Below are 16,495 nucleotides of genomic sequence, written 5' to 3'. Positions count from 1 at the left end.
TACTAAACAGCAAGCCAAAATATTATGCACGGGAATAGTTTCAATTTGTTACAAATGTGAATCTACGTTGTAAAAACACAACCGCACAATATAATCCACAAAATCCACCTTTATTGCAGAATTAAATTTTTGCAAATTGCGAATTATTGGAATTTTGCACATAGTGCATTGCCGAGACACGAAGTGAAAATGGCTCAGAGAAAATGCTTGTAACCAGCGCCAAGCTGTATGACACTAGACACCCAAGTTATTGATTTGCCCGCGTTTCGTTACAGCCGAGGTAGACGTCATGGACATCCCCATCCTGATCCAGCGGACCAGCGGTGCCGAGAAATACGGCGTCACGGTGCCGGACATTCCAGGCTGCGTCACCACCGGCGAGACGGTGGACAAAGCCATGAGCAACGCCACCAAGGCCATCTACGGCCACGTCGGCAAACTGGTCGAACAGGGACGCTCGTTCGAAATCAAACCCTCCGACGTGGAAGCGCTGTTGCAGGAGCCCGGTTATGTCGGCGGCATCTGGGCGCTGGTCAGCCTCGACCTGGCGCGGCTGGACGATCCGCCTTAACCCGCTGGTGCTTGACCTTCCCATGGCAGGAAGGGGTAAAGTAAGGGATCGAAACTGTTTCAGGAGTACCCGATGTACCAACTTCACGTAGAAAACATGAGCTGCGGCCACTGCGTCGGCGCCGTAACCAAGGCCGTGCAAGCGGTGGACGCCGCCGCCAAGGTGGAAATCGACCTGACCACCAAGTCGGTCAGGATCGACAGCGCCACGCCGCTGGCGCCGCTGCAATCGGCCATCGCCGACGCCGGCTTCCCGGTCACTGGCGCGGCCTGAGCACGGACGAACGCCGGGGCAGCCGCGTCAATCGGCCAGGCTTTGCAGGATCGGGCAATCGGGACGCTGGTCGCCGTGGCAGCAGCCGGCCAGCGTTTGCAGTGTGTCGCGCATCTCGGTGAGTTCGGCGATGCGCTGGTTCAGTTCCGCCACATGGCCGGTGGCGATGGTTTTGACGTCGGCGCTGGCGCGCTCCTTGTTCTGCCACAGTGACAGCAACTCGCGGATCTGCTCCAGCGAGAAGCCCAGCAGGCGCGCGCGCCTGACGAAGCGCAGCGTGTGCAGGTCGTTGTCGGCGTAAATGCGGTAGCCGGCGTCGCTGCGCCGTCCCGGCGGAATCAGCGCGATGCTTTCGTAATAGCGGATCATCTTGGCCGAGACGCCGGACGCCTTGGCCGCTTGGCCGATATTCATTGTCCCGCCGGTTTCCAGCGCCGCAACAGCAGCGCGTTGCTGATGACGCTGACCGAACTCAGCGCCATCGCCCCGCCCGCCACGATCGGATTCAGCATGCCGAACGCCGCCAGCGGTATGCCAATCAAGTTGTAGATGAAGGCCCAGAACAGGTTCTGCCGGATCTTGCGGTAGCTGCGGCGCGAGATCGAGATCGCCGCCGCCACCAGCGCCGGATCGCCACGCATCAACGTGATGCCGGCGGCGTGCATGGCGACATCGGTGCCGCTGGACATGGCGATGCCGACATCGGCCGCCGCCAGCGCCGGCGCGTCATTGATGCCGTCGCCCACCATGGCGACGGTGGCGCCCGCTTCTTTCAGCGCGGCGACCGTGTTCGCCTTGTCGGCCGGCAGCATATTGGCGATCACGCGCCGCACGCCCAACTGCCGGCCGACGGCATCGGCGCTGCCTTGGTTGTCGCCGGTCAGCAGAAGCGTCTGGATGCCTAGCGCGTGCAGCGCGGCGATGGCCGCTTGCGCCTGCGGCTTGATGCGGTCGCCGAAGGCCAGCAGGCCCAGCAGTTGATGCGCGTCGGCGTCGGCCAGCCAGGAAATGGTGTGGCCGGCGCGCTCCAGTTCGGCGGCGCGCGCGGACAAGGCCTGCACCGACACGCCCTGCTCCCGCATCAGTCGCGTACTGCCCAGCAACAGACGCGTGCCCGCCACTGTGGCGGCGATGCCGCGTCCCGGCAAGGCGCTGCTGCCGGCGGCCGCCTCCAGCGCCACCAGGACGCGCGCCTCGGCGGCCTGGCGCACGGCGCACGCCAGCGCATGCTCGCTGCCGTGCTGAACAGCGGCGGCCAGTTGCAGCAGCCGCGTTTCGTCGACGCCGGGCGCCGCCGCCAACGCCGCCAGCGATGGCTGCCCTTCGGTCAGCGTGCCGGTTTTATCGAACGCCACCATGGTGATGCGGTGCGCCAGCTCCAGCGCTTCGGCGTCCTTGATCAGGATGCCGTAACGGGCGGCGACGCCGGTGCCGGCCATGATGGCGGCCGGCGTCGCCAAGCCCAGCGCGCAGGGACAGGCAATCACCAGCACCGCCACCGCGTTGATGATGGCCCGCTCGGCGTCGCCGCCCTCCCACCACCAGCCGCCGAACGTCAGCAGCGCCAGCACCAGCACCACCGGCACGAACACCGCGCTGACGCGGTCCACCAGATGCTGGACCGGCGCCTTGGCCGCCTGCGCATCCTCCACCAGGCGGATGATGCGCGACAACGTGCTTTCGGTGCCGATCGCCGTCACGCGCACCAGCAGCAAGCCTTCGCCGTTGATGGCGCCGCCGGTGACGCGCTCACCCGCATGACGCGCCACCGGCAGGCTTTCGCCGGTGATCAGCGCTTCGTCCACATGGCTGGCGCCCTCGGCGATCACGCCATCGGCGGCGATGCGCTCGCCGGGACGCACGACGATGAGGTCATCCAGGCGCACCTCGGCGATGGCCACCTCAACCTCCCGCGCGCCGCGCCGCACCCGCGCCGATTCCGGCCGCAGCGTTTGCAGCGCGCGGATGGCGGCGGCGGTCTGCCGCTTGGCGCGCGCCTCCAGCCACTTGCCCAGCAGGACCAGCGTGATAACCACCGACGACGCCTCAAAATACAAGTGCGGCATAGCGCCGCCAGCCAGCAGCAGATAGACGCTGAGGCCATAGGCGGCGCTGGTGCCGAGCGCCACCAGCAAGTCCATATTGCCGCTGCGGGCGCGCGCGGCCAGCCAGCCGGCGCGGTAGAAGCGCGCGCCCAGCCAGAATTGCACCGGCGTGGCCAGCAGCCATTGCAGCCGGCCGTCGAGCATCCAATGCACGCCCGCCAGGTCGAGCAGCATCGGCAGCAGCAGCGAGAACAAGGCGGCCAGCGCGACCGCCAGGCCACCGGCCGGCTGCCAAGTCGGCGCGCCTGCTGTGGCGGCGGATGGCGCCGGCGCGCTCCCTGGCGTCGGTGCCGGCAACGAAGCCTGAAAGCCCGCCTTGTCGATCGCCTGCGCCAGCATGGCAAACTCGACCGGCTGGGCGGACTCCACCCGCGCCATCTCGGTGGCCAGGTTGACACTGACCTTGTCGACGCCCGGCACGGCCGCCAATACCCGTTCCACCCTGCCGACACAGGAGGCGCAACTCATGCCTTCAATTTTGATCGCTTGCTGATTCATGGCACACCCAATGCTGTTTCTATCCATCGACAGCATCAAGTATCCCATGATTGGAAGGTCAAGGCTGTTTACGGGTCGAATGCGATGTTTTTGTGCGGGCTCGACCCTGGGCCGGTCAAAAAAAGCTATTATCGGTCGCAGGTAATGCGGCGACACAACAAACTAATAATAAAAACACATCAGGGGTTCTTCGTATGAAATTCAAATTCTGGGGAGTCCGCGGCTCCATTCCCTCCCCCGGTCCGCGAACCGCGCGCTACGGCGGCAACACCACCTGCATTGAAGTCCGCACCGATAACGACACCCTGATCATCCTCGACGGCGGCACCGGCCTGTTTGCGCTGGCGCAGTCGCTGATACAGAACAAGAACGGACCGATCCACGCCAACATTTTCATCACCCACAGCCACTGGGACCATATCCACGGCCTGCCGTTCTTCTCGCCGCTGTTCATACGCGACAGCCGCGTGCGCCTGCATGGCGTGACCGATCCGGCCACCGGCAATGGCATCGAGCACGTGATGGGCGTGCAGTTACAAAACAGTTATTTCCCGGTCAGCGAAACGCAGATGGACGCCACCATCGAGTATCAGACGCTGAATGTGGACCAGCCGATCATGGTGGGCGACGCCACCGTCAGCAATGTGGTGATGAACCATCCGGTGATCGACCTTGGCTACCGGGTCGAGTGCAACGGCCGCGCGCTGTTCTTCACCGGCGACCACGAGCCGCACTACAACATTCACCCGGCCGACCATCCGGAACACGCGGCCTATGAGGCCTGGATCGCCGCGCGCAGCGCCGCCATCGACGCCACCGCGCGCGGCGTCGACGCGCTGATCGTCGATTGCTCGTACACACGGGAAGAATATCCGGCCAAGCGTGGCTGGGGACATGGCACCTTCGACGCGGCGTTCGCGCTGGCGCTGCGCACCGGCGCCAAAACGCTGTATTGCACCCACCACGAACCGACGCGCGGGGACGATGAGCTGGAAGCGGTGTTTGCCGATGTGCTGGCGCGCCACGCGCCGCTGCTGGGCGAGCTGAAGGTGGTGCTCGCCTACGAGGGCATGGAAGTCCAGCTGGATTAACGCAGCGCCAGGCCGGCCGGCGACGGCAGCTTGCGCGGCATGACCGCCATCAGGATGGTGCGGGCGGTTTGCATCAGCGAGCCACGCGGCTGGCGACGGCGGTCGGCCAGCGCGCGCAGGCGCGCCAGACCGGCCTTGACGTTGAACGAGCGTCCGGCCAGCATGGCGCCCACCAGTTGCGTGGCCATTTTCAGCGCCGGCGCGACGGCGCCCTCGGCGTTGTACGGCAGCACCAGGCGATAACGTCGCTGCATGCGCGGCACCACGCCGACGAAGCCGACGGTCACTTCATTGAGCGCCAGCCGGCGCAATTCCATGGCGGTTTGCTGCACCAGCTCGACCAGCGGCGGCACCGCGTCGGCATCGGCGCGCTTGCCGATCAGGCCGCGCAGGCGGGCCAGGCCGGGCAAGGCGGCGTACAGGCGCTCCTGCGCCTGGGCGACACGTTCGGGTTCGACAGGGTCCAGCTCCAGAATGCTGAGCAGGCAAGGTTGGGTGGAATAACGATTGTCGCTATCCAGATAGCGTTGGTCTACGATTTTCATGGACATCATTGTGCCCGCCGGCGGTCCGGCACGGTAGCGGCGCTTGCCGCACCGGCTTGTAAGACCATGCTTACAGCTGTTTCTCGAAACAAACCGCGAGCGGATTGCCGATGTACTTGCCGTAGTTGGCGATGCGCGCATAACCGCGCGCCGTGTAAAAATCGACGGCGCGGCGGTTGACCAACCGGGTTTCCAGCCACACCGCCTGATAGCCCAGCGCGGCCGCCTCCGCCTCCAGAAAACGCAGCACGGCGCTGCCGACGCCGTTGGCGCCATGGCGCGCATACATGCGCTTGATCTCGGCCACGCCCGGCTGCAAGGGCCGGAACGCCCCGCAGCCGAGCGGGTTGCCGTGGTCGTCGCGCGCCACCACAAAGCAGGCGGCCGGGCCAACCACATCGGCGGCGTCAAACGAGGCCATGCCGCTGTCGCCGGTGATCGCTTGCAGCGCGCTCGACAGCTCGTCCATCAGTTGCACCGAATCGGCCGCAGTCGGATCTTCTTGGCGCAGTTGTAGCGTTAAATTTTTCATAACGCTCATTATTGCACAGTGCAAATCACCAGTTCCGGATCGGCGTTGATGCGCACCGGAATGCCGCCACAGCCGACGCCGCGCGTGACGATCAGGTCGCCGTTGCCGCGCACCGGGAAGCGGCCGTAATAATAGGGGCGCGACAACGGCCCCTGCGGCATGACAATGGGCGTGCCGTCCGGCAGCGCGATCTGGCCGCCATGCGTGTGGCCGGCGAAGCCGATGTCATAGCGCTGTCCCTTCAAACTCAGCAAGCCGTCCGGCGCGTGCATCAGCAGTACCCGTACCGGACGGGCGCCGGCGAAGGTGCCGGCGGCGCTTGGCGCGCCGGTCCACGGATCGTCCATGCCGCACACCGAGACCGTGTCGAACGGCGGCGCCAGCATGACCGCGCGGTTGACCAGCATCCGCACGCCGGCTTGTTTGAACCGCCGCGCGATCAGCTTGTGGTCGGTGGCGCGGTCGTGGTTGCCGAACACGGCGAACTTGCCCAGCGGCGGGCGGCAGTCGATCAGCCGCTCGCACAGCACCGCGACATGGCGGGCCGGGCCGGTGATGTAATCCCCGCCCAGCAGCAGCACATCGGGCTGTTCGCTGGCGATGCGCGCGAACAAGTCGTCGAAGATGGCGGGATGGGTGCTGCGGCCGGCGTGAAAGTCCGACGCGAACGCAATCTTCAGCGGCCGCGCCAGACGGCGTTCCGGCGGCAACGCCAGCGTGTGGCGAGTGACGCCCAGCTTGCCATGCAAGCCGATGCGATAGCTCAGCGCCGACAGCCGGCCGCCGAGCGTGGCCGCCCCGAGCAAGGTGTCGATGAAATGCAGGCAGCGGGAAAAACGCTGTTGACGCGGGGATGGCATGAAGGGCTGAGGCGCTATACAAAGCCCGCCATGATAACCGAACTGGCCGCCCCGGTGCTCAGCCGTCAGGCGAAATCGTCCGGATACCTGCGCCACCCACCGGCTGGACGATGATTACAGCCGCGCGTCCACCAGCAGTTGCGGGCGCAGCGCGCGGATGCGGAACTCGCTGAAGTAGCCACCGCCCTCGGTATAGCGCAGGTAGTGGCGGCCGCACTTGACGCAGCGCGCCAGCTGGCAACGGTTATAGGGATAGTAGCGCAGGGCGATCGGCGCGTCCGCGCTCTCGTAACGGGTGCCGGCCGGGTGGTATTCGGCGAACGTCGGCTCGTCGTAAGGATCGTCGACCAGCGAGCCGACCTGCTCGAACTGATCCAGCTCCAGCGTCGGCGGCAGTGGCTGCCACGCCAGCAGCGCCGCGTCATCGCACGGGCACGACGCCGTCACGGCGGCCGAGGCTTCCGCCATGTTTTTCAACTGCGCAAAATCGGTCATGTTTAGCTAGCCGTATTAGAAAAAAAGGGAGCCTGAGCTCCCTTGCTTACATGATGTGCTGGCCGATCCACCAGGCGATCGCGGCGACGAAGGCCGAGGCCGGAATGGTGAAGATCCAGGCCCAGACGATGTTGCCGGCCACACCCCAGCGCACCGCCGACATCTTCTGCGCCGAACCGACGCCGACGATGGCGCCGGTGATGGTGTGCGTGGTCGACACCGGCACGCCCAGCGCGGTGGCGGTAAACAGCGTGATGGCGCCGCCGGTCTCGGCGCAAAAGCCGCCCACCGGTTTGAGCTTGGTGATCTTCTGGCCCATGGTCTTGACGATGCGCCAGCCGCCGAACAGCGTGCCGAACGAGATCGCGGTGTAGCACGAGACGATCACCCACAGCGGCGGCTCGGCCGAGCCGGCGCTCGAATAGCCGGCGGCGATCAGCAGCATCCAGATGATGCCGATGGTCTTCTGCGCGTCATTGCCGCCGTGGCCCAGGCTGTACGAGGCGGCCGACAACAGTTGCAGGCGGCGGAACCATTTGTCGACCCGGCGCGGCGTCGAGCGCACGAAGATCCACGACACCAGCAGCATCATGATCGAACCGAAGATGAAGCCCAGCAGCGGCGACAGCACGATGAACAGCACGGTCTTGATCAGACCGGCCGAGATCAGCGCGCCGGTGCCGCTCTTGGCCACGGCGGCGCCGACCAGGCCACCGATCAGCGCGTGCGACGACGACGACGGAATGCCGTAGTACCAGGTAAAGATGTTCCACACGATGGCGCCCACCAGCGCGCCGAAGATGACGTACTGGTCGACCACACCGGGGTCGATGGTGCCCTTGCCCACTGTGGCGGCCACGGTCAGCTGGTGGAACACGAAAATCGCGACGAAGTTGAACATCGCCGCCATGGCGACGGCGGTTTGCGGCTTCAGCACGCCGGTCGACACCACGGTGGCGATCGCGTTGGCGGCATCATGGAAGCCGTTCATGAAGTCAAATATCAGGGCCAGGGCAATCAGCATTGCCAGCACATAGATACTGATTTGGAGGGTTTGCATGGGAGATCGGTCTTCTTGTAATCAGGCGTTTTCGACGATGATGCCTTCGATGATGTTGGCCACGTCTTCGCAACGGTCGGTCACCGTTTCCAGGATTTCGTAGATGGCTTTCATCTTGATCAGGTTGCGCACGTCCGGCTCGTCGCGGAACAGCTTGGACATGGCGGCGCGCATCACATGGTCGGCGTCCGATTCCAGGCGGTCGATCTCCTCGCAGACGGCGACGATCTGGCGCGAATTGTCCATATTGTGCAGCATGCCGACGGCTTCCTTGACCTTCTCGGCGCAAGCCAGCACCAGCTCGGCCAGACGCTTGGCTTCCGGCGTCACCGAGTGCAGATCGTACAGCGAGACGGTCTGGGCGGCGTCCTCCAGCAGGTCGAGGATGTCGTCCTGGCGGGTGATCAGCTTGTGGATGTCGTCGCGGTCGATCGGCGTGATGAAGGTCTTATGCAGCAGATCGACGGTCTGGTAGGTGATCTTGTCGGCCTGCTTCTCGATGCTCTCGATCGCGTGCACGCGGTTTTCCAGGTCATCGAAATTCGACATCAGGCCCACCATCTCTTTTGCGCCTTTGACGCACAGCTCGGCGTGCTGATTGAACAGGTCAAAGAATTTGCCCTCGGTGGGCATCAAGCGTCCAAACATATTTTTCTCCGTTTATTACTACTGCAGATCGCCGGGCCGCGCGTGCCGGCCCGGCGCAAAGGTTAGTCGCCCTGATAGACAGACAGGTTACCGACGTAATTGCCAAACTTGGTATAGGCGCCGATCCAGGTCAGGCGCACCGCGCCGATCGGACCGTTACGCTGCTTGCCGATAATGATTTCAGCGGTTCCCTTATCGGGCGAGTCGGCGTTGTAGACCTCGTCGCGATACAGGAAGATGATGACGTCCGCGTCCTGCTCGATCGCGCCCGATTCGCGCAGGTCGGACATGACGGGACGTTTATTGGGGCGTTGCTCCAGCGAGCGGTTCAGCTGCGACAGCGCGATCACCGGGCAGCCCAGCTCCTTGGCCAGCCCCTTGAGCGAGCGCGAGATTTCCGAGATCTCGGAGGCCCGGTTGTCGCCGGCCTTGGAACCCTGCATCAGCTGCAGGTAGTCGACGATGATCAGGCCCAGCTTGCCGCACTGGCGCGCCAGCCGGCGCGCGCGGGCGCGCATCTCGATCGGGTTCAGCGCCGGCGTTTCATCGATGAACACCTGGGCGTCGTTCATCTTCTGGATCGCGTGTGTCAGCCGCGGCCAGTCCTCGTCGTTCAGGCGGCCGGTGCGCAGGCGGTGCTGGTCGAGCTGTCCGACCGAGCCCAGCATACGCATCGCCAGCTGCGTGCCGCCCATCTCCATCGAGAAGATCGCCACCGGCAGGCCGGCCTCGATGGCAACGTTTTCGCCGATGTTGACCGAAAATGCGGTTTTACCCATCGACGGGCGGCCGGCCACGATGACCAGGTCGCCCGGCTGCAGGCCCGAGGTCATGCGGTCGAGGTCGATGAAGCCGGTCGGCACGCCGGTGATCTCGGACTGGTTGTCGCGCGAATACAGCTCGTCGATGCGCTCGACCACCTGGGTCAGCAGCGGCTGCACCGCCAGCCAGCCGGCGGCGCCGCGCGCGCCCTGCTCGGCGATGGCGAAGATGCGCGATTCGGCCTCGTCGAGGATTTCCTTGGTTTCCTTGCCTTGCGGGCTGAAGGCCTGGCCGGAGATGTCGTCGGCCACGGTGATCAGCTGGCGCAGCACCGAGCGGTCGCGGACGATCTCGGCGTAGCGGCGGATGTTGGCGGCCGACGGCGTGTTCTGCGCCATCGCGTTCAGATAGGTCAGGCCGCCGACATCGTCGGCCTTGCCCAGCTGGGTCAGGTTCTCGAAGACGGTGATGACGTCGGCCGGCTTGGACGCGTTAATCATCCGCACGATCTGTTCAAAGATGATGCGGTGATCGTAGCGGTAGAAATCTTCCGGCTGCATCATGTCGGCAATGCGGTCGAACGCCGAGTTATCGCGCAGCAGGCCGCCGATGACGGACTGTTCTGCTTCGATGGAATGCGGCGGGACGCGGAGCGACTCGATTTGCGGATCGGAGGGGGCGTTCATGGCGACGAATTATACCTGCTTGAGGCGTGTTACAAAATTATGACCAGAAAAAAAGCCGGGGCTAAGCCCGGCTTTTCAAGGGTGTTGCAAACCAGACAGGCGTTGCCGCCCGATCCAGTCTTAGGCGGCTTCGCCCACGACGGCAACGGTCACTTCCACCACCACGTCGGTGTGCAGCGCGACGCTGACCGGGAATTCGCCGGTGGTTTTCAGCGGGCCGGTTGGCATGCGCACGGCCGCTTTTTCAACCGCGAAACCGGCTTTGCTCAGGGCTTCGGCGATGTCGAAGTTGGTAACCGAACCGAACAGACGGCCATCAACGCCGGCTTTCTGCGACACGGTGACGGTCATGCCGTTCAGTTTCTCGCCTTGAGCTTGGGCAGCGGCCAGTTTGGCGGCAGCGGCTTTTTCCAGTTCAGCGCGTTTGACTTCGAATTCCTCGATGGCGGCGGCGGTGGCGCGGCGAGCCATTTTTTGCGGGATCAGGAAGTTACGTGCGTAGCCGTCTTTAACTTTAACGACTTCACCCAGGTTGCCCAGGTTGACAACTTTTTCCAACAGAATGATTTGCATAGTTCTTCTCCAGAGGTTCTGCCGCGATTAAGCGTTGTGCAGATCGGTGTACGGCAGCAGGGCCAGATAACGGGCGCGTTTGATCGCGGTGTCAACTTGACGCTGGTAGTGCGCTTTGGTGCCGGTCAGACGTGCTGGCATGATCTTGCCATTTTCCTGGACGAAGTCCTTCAGGGTGTCTACGTCTTTGTAGTCCACTTGTTCCACGCCAGCGGCGGTGAAGCGGCAGAACTTCTTGCGCTTGAACAGTGGGTTTTGTTGCTTACGCTTTTCTTTCAGCTTGAGCTTGTTTTTGTCGAACTTTTTACCGAATGCCATTTGAGGCTCCTGTATTTAAATTGAGCTGTCTGGGACAGCACTAAAATCAATGATGTGAAACACCAGGCTTTTGCTATTGCGGCTTTTTTTGCTGAGGAAACCGGAGAACTGGTACAGGCCTGCCAGCGGCGTCTGGCTGAACCGGGTTGAAAGCTCGCCCGCAGCGACTGCGGACACTTCAAACTCGGTCAACCGGGCGATGCCCGCCTCCATCTGCTGCGACCGGTGCTGGAGTACAGCATTGACGATCGGCATGCCGGCCGGGGTGTAACGGATTGCATCCCGCTCGGCGATGAGGGCGATGAACTGGAGCTGGTTCAGCGCGGTTCCTTCTCAGAACAAATCAAGCGGCGGCTGGAGCGGCTGCTGGGGCTTCGGCGCGATGCGATTTCGCTGCATCTTCGCGTTGTACCGACTTCATCATCGGCGAAGGAGCGGTTTCCGCTTTCTTCATCTTGACGGTCAGGTGACGCAGAACGGCATCATTGAATTTGAATGCGGTTTCCAGCTCGACCAGGGTTTCGTTGTCGGCTTCGATGTTCAGGCAGATGTAGTGCGCTTTAGCCAGTTTCTGGATTGGGTAAGCCATTTGACGGCGGCCCCAGTCTTCAACACGGTGAACGTTGCCGCCGCGGGTCGTTACGGTGGTTTTGTAACGTTCGATCATCGCGGGCACTTGCTCGCTCTGGTCCGGGTGGACGATAAATACGATTTCGTAGTGACGCATGTATAACTCCCTTAAGGACTTGATAAATAGCCCACCCTGGCGTCAAGACAGGTGTGGGAAGAGGTAAGCCCGCGACTATATCACTTTTTTAACCACGGCGCCAGCAAAAAAACCGGGGTTACAATGGTTGCACTTCCAACAGGATTGCTCATGAAACTATTCGCTGCCGCGGTCGCCGCTCTGCTTGCCCTCCCCGCCCTTGCCGCCGACCGCGCCTATAGCACGCCGCAATGGCTGTTCGCGCTGCGCGCGGAGTCGCAAACGCTGGCCCGGCTGACGCCGGTCGGCGATCCGGCCTTCGATTTTGTGCCTGGCGCCCGGGCGGCGGAGCGCAGCGGCGATGGGTTTGCCCATGTCGGTGACCTGAACTTGCGGCTGCGCGTTGGCGACGGCGCTTGGCGGGCTTTTTCGTCGTCACCGGCCCGCCGGCCGGTGCGTGTGCTGCCGGCTGCCGGCGCGTTGGCGGCGGCCGACATCAGCGCCTCGCTGGGCGCCGATCTGCCGCTGACGGTGGAGCGCCGCTGGCTCAGCGACAAGGGCGCGCTGGTGCTGCGCTTTACGCTGATTAACCGCGCGGCGCAGAGCGTCGAGATCGGCGGCCTCGGCATGCCAATGGTGTTCGACAATATCATCACCGACCGCTCGCTGGAACAGGCGCACGCCAGCGCCAGCTTTGCCGATCCCTACATCGGCCGCGACGCCGGCTATGTGCAGGTCACGCGTCTGAACGGCCAAGGCCCCGCCCTGCTGGTGCTGCCCGATGGCCGCACGCCGCTGGAGGCCTGGCGCCCGATCGACGATGGCAGCCGGCGCGCACAGACCGCCGAGGGCTTCTACGATTGGACCGTTGCCAGCAAGGCCTATGCCGAAACCGACTGGAAGCAGGCCGGCGAACAGTGGAACCAGCCGACCAGCCTGACGCTGGCGCCCGGCGAGCGGCGCGAGATCGGCGTGCGCCTGGTCACCGCGCCGTCGATCCGCGCCATCGAGCAGACGCTGATTCAACGGCAGCGCCCGGTCGCGGTCGGCGTTCCGGGCTACGTCGTACCAACCGATCTGGAGGCCACGCTGTTCCTGCATGCGTCGCAGAAAGTCAGCGCCATCGCCAGCGAACCGGCCGGCGCGCTGCGCGTCACGCCGGTGGCGGCGCCGGCCAGCGCCGCCGCGAGAGGCTGGCAGCGCTATGCGGTGCAGGCCCAGGGATGGGGCCCGGCGCGGCTCAGCATTACGTATGCCGACAGCAGTGTGCAAACCATCAGCTACTTCATCACCAAGCCGCTGGAGCAGGCGGTGGGCGACCTTGGCCGCTTCGCCACCACGCGGCAGTGGTTCGACGACAACAACGATCCGTTCAAGCGCGCGCCCGCCATCCTCACCTACGACAACGACGCCCAACGCATCGTCACCGACGACACCCGCGTGTGGATCTCCGGCATGAGCGATGAGGGCGGCGCCGGCAGCTGGGTCGCCGCCATCATGAAGCAGCTCGACAATCCCGACGCCGCCGAAGTGGCCAAGCTGGAACGCCTGATCAACGAGACCGTGGTCGGCAAACTGCAGGTGGCCGATGGCCCGCACGCCGGCGCCGTCCGCAAAAGCCTGTTCTATTACGATCCGCAAGCCTTCCCCGGGTACTACGATCCGCAGCAGGACTGGAAGACCTGGACTTCGTGGAAGAAGAAGGATGCGGACGACCTCGGCCGCGCCTACAACTATCCGCACGTCGCCATCGGCCACTGGGTCCTCTACCGTCTGGCACGCAACCACACCGGCCTGGTCACCACGCACGACTGGCGCTGGTATCTGCAGCGCGCTTACCAGACCACGGTGGCGATGATGCGCGACGCGCCCGAATACGCGCAGTTTGGCCTGATGGAAGGCGACGTCTTTGTCGATATCCTCAAGGACCTGCAACGCGAAGGCCTGCAAGCCGAAGCCGCCAACATGGAAACGCTGATGAAGCGGCGCGCCGACCACTGGCGCACGCTGACCTATCCATTCGGCAGCGAGATGGCCTGGGACTCCACCGGCCAGGCCGAGGTCTACGCGTGGATGCGCCACTTCGGTTATCAGAAGCAGGCCGACATCACCCGCGAAGTCATCCTCGGCTACGACCCGACCATGCCCAGTTGGGGCTACAACGGCAACGCCCGCCGCTACTGGGACTTCCTGTATGGCGGCAAGACCAAACGCATCGAGCGCCAGATCCATCACTACGGCTCGACGCTGAACGCGGTGCCGCTGTTCTCGGCCTTCCGCGCCAACCCCTCCGATCTGCACCTGCTGCGCATCGCGTATGGCGGGCTGCTGGGCGGCATCACCAACATCGATCAGCAGGGCTTTGCCTCGGCCGCCTTCCACGCCTGGCCGGACATGATGCGCTGGGACGCCTACAGCGGCGACTACGGCATGGGCTTCTACGGCCACGCCTACGCCAGCGCCACCTACGTGGTCAACGACCCGACCTTCGGCTGGCTGGCCTTCGGCGCCAACCTGCGCGACGACAACGGCAAGCTGCACATCACGCCCAAGGACAGCGCCCGCACGCGCCTGTTCTACGCGCCGAACCAAACCTGGATCACGCTGGAGGCGGGCAAAATCGCCGGCGCCGACATCGACCAGCGCAGCGGCGCCATCACGCTGCGGCTCGCGCCGCGCACACCCAACACGCCGAGCGCGCGCGTGATCGTTGAGCGCGACGGCGCGCGCAGCGAGCACTCGGTCACGCTGGGCGACACGCCAACCACTTGGACAAGATGAAATTATTTCGCCCGATGCAACAAATACCCTTGCATTTCAGCGCGTACTGTACAAAAATACAGACTGTCTATATCCACAGGCTACCGAACACATGCTTAAGCTCACCGCACGCCAGGAACAAATCCTGAATCTGATCAAGGACGCCATCGAAAACACCGGCTTCCCGCCGACCCGCGCCGAGATCGCCGCCGAACTGGGCTTCAAGTCCGCCAACGCCGCCGAGGAACATTTGCAGGCGCTGGCGCGCAAGGGCGCGATCGAAATCGCCGCCGGCACCTCGCGCGGCATCCGCCTGCTGGGCGTGCACGCCGAACCGGCCACGCCGAAGATGCCGGGCGCGCTGATGATGTCACTGCCGCTGATCGGCCGCGTGGCCGCCGGCTCGCCGATGCTGGCGCAGGAAAATCTGGAAACCAGCTACAGCGTCGATCCGGCGATGTTCGCCGCCAAACCGGACTATCTGCTGAAAGTGCGCGGCGAGTCGATGCGCGACGCCGGCATCATGGACGGCGACTTGCTGGCGGTAAAAAAGGTCGATAGCGCCAAGAACGGCCAGATCGTCGTCGCCCGCATCGGCAGCGAAGTGACGGTCAAGCGCTACCGCAAGACCGGCGCCACCATCGAGCTGCTGCCGGAGAATCCGGACTTCAAGATCATCAAGGTCGATCCGGAAGCGGAAGAGTTTGCGCTGGAAGGCCTGGCGGTCGGCTTGATGCGCACCTGGCATTAAACCGACCGTCGTGACTTAGCAGCCTTCGAGGGCGGTGCAAAAGTCGTCCAGCAGATCGTCGGTGTCTTCGATGCCGACCGAGACGCGGATCAGCGACTCGGCAATGCCCATCGACGCGCGCCGTTCCGCGCCCATCTCGTAGAAGATGGTGTGCGCGACGGGAATGATCAGGGTGCGGTTGTCACCCAGGTTCGAGGCCGGAATCGCCAGCTTCAGGCGGTTCAGGAAGTCGAAGCAGTCCAGACCATCCTTCAGCTCAAAACTCAGCAGCGAACCATGGGCGCGGAACAGTTCCGCGCTGATGCCGTGCTGCGCGTGCGACTTCAGACCCGGGTAGTGGACCGCGGCCACACGCTCATCTTTTTCCAGCATCTCGGCCAGCGCCAGCGCGTTGGTGGTGGTGCGCTGCATGCGCAGCGCCAGCGTTTCGGCGCCGACCGCGATGTGGTGCGCGGCGTCCGGCGCCAGCGAGGAACCGAAATCGCGCAGCGCCTTGGCGCGGATCTGCGCCAGTCCCCACTGCAACGGCGCGGCCTTCTTGTAGTTCTCGTAGATGTTCGGGAAACGGGTCCAGTCGTAGGCCCCGGTGTCGGTGAGGCTGCCGCCGAGCGCGTTACCGTGGCCGCCGATCGACTTGGTCAGCGCATTGACCACCAGGCCGGCGTGCACCGTTTTCGGCTGGAACAGATAGGGCGTGGTCATGGTGTTGTCGACCACGTACAAGATGCCGCGCGCCTTGCACAGTTCGCCGATACGCTTCAGGTCCGCCACTTGCGTGCGCGGATTGGCGATGGTTTCGACGAACACCACGCGGGTGTTGTCGGTGATCGCCGCCTCGACGTTGGCGACGTCGGTGGCGTCGACGAAGGACACGCCGATGCCCTGGCTCATGGCGGTCTGCCACAGGCTGTTGGTGTTGCCGAACAGGAAGGACGACGACACCACATGGTCGCCGGTGCGCAGCAACGCCTGCACCACGGCGCCGATCGCGCCCATGCCGGTGGCGAAGCAGATGGTGCCGACGCCCTGCTCCATCTGGTTGACCTTTTCCTCCAGCGCCGAGATGGTCGGGTTGCCCTGGCGGCCGTAGCGGAAGCCCGGCTCCTTGCCCTGGAATACCGACGCCAGCTGGCGCGCATCGGCGTAGCCGAAGGCGACCGAGGTGTGGATCGGCTTGTGCAGCGAGCCGTGCTCGATGCCCTTCTGGCGGTCGCTGTGCAGAATGGTGGTGGTGAAACCGTAGTGCTTCTTTTCGTTCATG

Annotated in this window: 19 protein-coding genes; 5 read left to right on the top strand and 14 right to left on the bottom strand. The window is 64.1% G+C overall.

The annotated features are described in order from the left end of the window. Nucleotides 1–289: 289 nt before the first annotated feature. Both GTP44_RS09955 and GTP44_RS09950 read left to right on the top strand, forming a co-directional pair. Nucleotides 290–571, top strand: coding sequence for a type II toxin-antitoxin system HicB family antitoxin (locus GTP44_RS09955; RefSeq protein WP_161019305.1), 282 nt, complete (start codon nucleotides 290–292; stop codon nucleotides 569–571). A gap of 72 nt (nucleotides 572–643) precedes the next feature. After that, entirely contained in the window at nucleotides 644–844 is a 201-nt protein-coding gene (locus tag GTP44_RS09950) for a heavy-metal-associated domain-containing protein (protein WP_161019304.1), read from the top strand. 27 nt (nucleotides 845–871) lie between these two features. Here the strand turns inward: GTP44_RS09950 and cueR are convergent, their stop codons facing one another. Further along, nucleotides 872–1,258: a Cu(I)-responsive transcriptional regulator gene (cueR, locus tag GTP44_RS09945; protein ID WP_160991574.1), complete on the bottom strand. Its 387-nt coding sequence runs from the start codon at nucleotides 1,256–1,258 to the stop codon at nucleotides 872–874. Next, the gene (locus GTP44_RS09940; protein ID WP_308494333.1) at nucleotides 1,255–3,447 is read right to left on the bottom strand and encodes a heavy metal translocating P-type ATPase; all 2,193 of its coding nucleotides are present in this window, start codon (nucleotides 3,445–3,447) and stop codon (nucleotides 1,255–1,257) included. The genes cueR and GTP44_RS09940 overlap by 4 nt, the downstream gene beginning before the upstream one ends. A 194-nt stretch (nucleotides 3,448–3,641) precedes the next feature. On the opposite strand from GTP44_RS09940, the gene GTP44_RS09935 reads away from it, so the two are divergent. Continuing rightward, nucleotides 3,642–4,538, top strand: coding sequence for an MBL fold metallo-hydrolase (locus GTP44_RS09935; RefSeq protein ID WP_161019303.1), 897 nt, complete (start codon nucleotides 3,642–3,644; stop codon nucleotides 4,536–4,538). On the opposite strand, the gene GTP44_RS09930 is transcribed toward GTP44_RS09935, so the two are convergent. From GTP44_RS09930 to rpsF, 11 genes are all read right to left on the bottom strand, one after another. Continuing rightward, nucleotides 4,535–5,083 carry a hypothetical protein gene (locus tag GTP44_RS09930; protein ID WP_160991572.1) on the bottom strand — a complete coding sequence of 183 codons (549 nt, stop codon included), beginning with the start codon at nucleotides 5,081–5,083 and terminating at the stop codon, nucleotides 4,535–4,537. The two genes, GTP44_RS09935 and GTP44_RS09930, sit on opposite strands and share 4 nt — an antisense overlap. Nucleotides 5,084–5,153: 70 nt before the next feature. Further along, nucleotides 5,154–5,615, bottom strand: a complete 462-nt coding sequence (locus GTP44_RS09925; protein WP_161019302.1) for a GNAT family N-acetyltransferase — start codon at nucleotides 5,613–5,615, stop codon at nucleotides 5,154–5,156. An 8-nt stretch (nucleotides 5,616–5,623) separates the two neighbouring features. Beyond that, complete coding sequence (locus tag GTP44_RS09920) at nucleotides 5,624–6,475, bottom strand: metallophosphoesterase (protein ID WP_161019301.1); 852 nt, start codon at nucleotides 6,473–6,475, stop codon at nucleotides 5,624–5,626. Nucleotides 6,476–6,589: 114 nt separating this feature from the next. Next, entirely contained in the window at nucleotides 6,590–6,970 is a 381-nt protein-coding gene (locus GTP44_RS09915) for a hypothetical protein (RefSeq protein ID WP_161019300.1), read from the bottom strand. A gap of 46 nt (nucleotides 6,971–7,016) precedes the next feature. Beyond that, nucleotides 7,017–8,030, bottom strand: coding sequence for an inorganic phosphate transporter (locus GTP44_RS09910; protein ID WP_160991568.1), 1,014 nt, complete (start codon nucleotides 8,028–8,030; stop codon nucleotides 7,017–7,019). A gap of 21 nt (nucleotides 8,031–8,051) precedes the next feature. Beyond that, nucleotides 8,052–8,678, bottom strand: coding sequence for a DUF47 domain-containing protein (locus tag GTP44_RS09905; protein ID WP_090176199.1), 627 nt, complete (start codon nucleotides 8,676–8,678; stop codon nucleotides 8,052–8,054). A gap of 62 nt (nucleotides 8,679–8,740) precedes the next feature. Continuing rightward, nucleotides 8,741–10,126: a replicative DNA helicase gene (locus tag GTP44_RS09900; protein WP_160991567.1), complete on the bottom strand. Its 1,386-nt coding sequence runs from the start codon at nucleotides 10,124–10,126 to the stop codon at nucleotides 8,741–8,743. A 120-nt stretch (nucleotides 10,127–10,246) separates the two neighbouring features. Beyond that, entirely contained in the window at nucleotides 10,247–10,699 is a 453-nt protein-coding gene (gene rplI, locus GTP44_RS09895; RefSeq protein ID WP_160991566.1) for a 50S ribosomal protein L9, read from the bottom strand. 27 nt (nucleotides 10,700–10,726) lie between these two features. Then, entirely contained in the window at nucleotides 10,727–11,017 is a 291-nt protein-coding gene (gene rpsR / locus GTP44_RS09890) for a 30S ribosomal protein S18 (RefSeq protein ID WP_090176193.1), read from the bottom strand. A 15-nt stretch (nucleotides 11,018–11,032) separates the two neighbouring features. Further along, on the bottom strand, nucleotides 11,033–11,338 hold the full coding sequence (gene priB / locus GTP44_RS09885; RefSeq protein WP_160991668.1) for a primosomal replication protein N: 306 nt from the start codon (nucleotides 11,336–11,338) through the stop codon (nucleotides 11,033–11,035). Nucleotides 11,339–11,360: 22 nt separating this feature from the next. Then, on the bottom strand, nucleotides 11,361–11,744 hold the full coding sequence (rpsF, locus tag GTP44_RS09880) for a 30S ribosomal protein S6 (RefSeq protein ID WP_160991565.1): 384 nt from the start codon (nucleotides 11,742–11,744) through the stop codon (nucleotides 11,361–11,363). A 150-nt stretch (nucleotides 11,745–11,894) separates the two neighbouring features. On the opposite strand from rpsF, the gene GTP44_RS09875 reads away from it, so the two are divergent. Then, nucleotides 11,895–14,504 carry a DUF5695 domain-containing protein gene (locus GTP44_RS09875; protein WP_202424041.1) on the top strand — a complete coding sequence of 870 codons (2,610 nt, stop codon included), beginning with the start codon at nucleotides 11,895–11,897 and terminating at the stop codon, nucleotides 14,502–14,504. Between the two features lie 91 nt (nucleotides 14,505–14,595). Further along, the gene (gene lexA, locus GTP44_RS09870; protein WP_160991564.1) at nucleotides 14,596–15,234 is read left to right on the top strand and encodes a transcriptional repressor LexA; all 639 of its coding nucleotides are present in this window, start codon (nucleotides 14,596–14,598) and stop codon (nucleotides 15,232–15,234) included. Nucleotides 15,235–15,249: 15 nt separating this feature from the next. On the opposite strand, the gene GTP44_RS09865 is transcribed toward lexA, so the two are convergent. Continuing rightward, on the bottom strand, nucleotides 15,250–16,494 hold the full coding sequence (locus GTP44_RS09865; RefSeq protein ID WP_161019299.1) for a cystathionine gamma-synthase family protein: 1,245 nt from the start codon (nucleotides 16,492–16,494) through the stop codon (nucleotides 15,250–15,252). Nucleotide 16,495 lies beyond the last annotated feature (1 nt).

Source organism: Duganella lactea (assembly GCF_009857505.1).
Lineage (GTDB): Bacteria > Pseudomonadota > Gammaproteobacteria > Burkholderiales > Burkholderiaceae_D > Rugamonas > Rugamonas lactea.
Note: the sequence above shows the minus strand (reverse complement) of the source record. Positions and strands in the feature narration are given on the sequence as shown.

Bases quoted from the DNA above. Each gene is read 5' to 3' on its own strand.
- GTP44_RS09955 (WP_161019305.1), top strand. From the start codon at position 290: ATGGACATCCCCATCCTGATCCAGCGGACCAGCGGTGCCGAGAAATAC.
- GTP44_RS09950 (WP_161019304.1), top strand. From the start codon at position 644: ATGTACCAACTTCACGTAGAAAACATGAGCTGCGGCCACTGCGTCGGC.
- cueR (WP_160991574.1), bottom strand. From the start codon at position 1,258: ATGAATATCGGCCAAGCGGCCAAGGCGTCCGGCGTCTCGGCCAAGATG.
- GTP44_RS09940 (WP_308494333.1), bottom strand. From the start codon at position 3,447: ATGAATCAGCAAGCGATCAAAATTGAAGGCATGAGTTGCGCCTCCTGT.
- GTP44_RS09935 (WP_161019303.1), top strand. From the start codon at position 3,642: ATGAAATTCAAATTCTGGGGAGTCCGCGGCTCCATTCCCTCCCCCGGT.
- GTP44_RS09930 (WP_160991572.1), bottom strand. From the start codon at position 5,083: ATGAAAATCGTAGACCAACGCTATCTGGATAGCGACAATCGTTATTCC.
- GTP44_RS09925 (WP_161019302.1), bottom strand. From the start codon at position 5,615: ATGAAAAATTTAACGCTACAACTGCGCCAAGAAGATCCGACTGCGGCC.
- GTP44_RS09920 (WP_161019301.1), bottom strand. From the start codon at position 6,475: ATGCCATCCCCGCGTCAACAGCGTTTTTCCCGCTGCCTGCATTTCATC.
- GTP44_RS09915 (WP_161019300.1), bottom strand. From the start codon at position 6,970: ATGACCGATTTTGCGCAGTTGAAAAACATGGCGGAAGCCTCGGCCGCC.
- GTP44_RS09910 (WP_160991568.1), bottom strand. From the start codon at position 8,030: ATGCAAACCCTCCAAATCAGTATCTATGTGCTGGCAATGCTGATTGCC.
- GTP44_RS09905 (WP_090176199.1), bottom strand. From the start codon at position 8,678: ATGTTTGGACGCTTGATGCCCACCGAGGGCAAATTCTTTGACCTGTTC.
- GTP44_RS09900 (WP_160991567.1), bottom strand. From the start codon at position 10,126: ATGAACGCCCCCTCCGATCCGCAAATCGAGTCGCTCCGCGTCCCGCCG.
- rplI (WP_160991566.1), bottom strand. From the start codon at position 10,699: ATGCAAATCATTCTGTTGGAAAAAGTTGTCAACCTGGGCAACCTGGGT.
- rpsR (WP_090176193.1), bottom strand. From the start codon at position 11,017: ATGGCATTCGGTAAAAAGTTCGACAAAAACAAGCTCAAGCTGAAAGAA.
- rpsF (WP_160991565.1), bottom strand. From the start codon at position 11,744: ATGCGTCACTACGAAATCGTATTTATCGTCCACCCGGACCAGAGCGAG.
- GTP44_RS09875 (WP_202424041.1), top strand. From the start codon at position 11,895: ATGAAACTATTCGCTGCCGCGGTCGCCGCTCTGCTTGCCCTCCCCGCC.
- lexA (WP_160991564.1), top strand. From the start codon at position 14,596: ATGCTTAAGCTCACCGCACGCCAGGAACAAATCCTGAATCTGATCAAG.
- GTP44_RS09865 (WP_161019299.1), bottom strand. From the start codon at position 16,494: ATGAACGAAAAGAAGCACTACGGTTTCACCACCACCATTCTGCACAGC.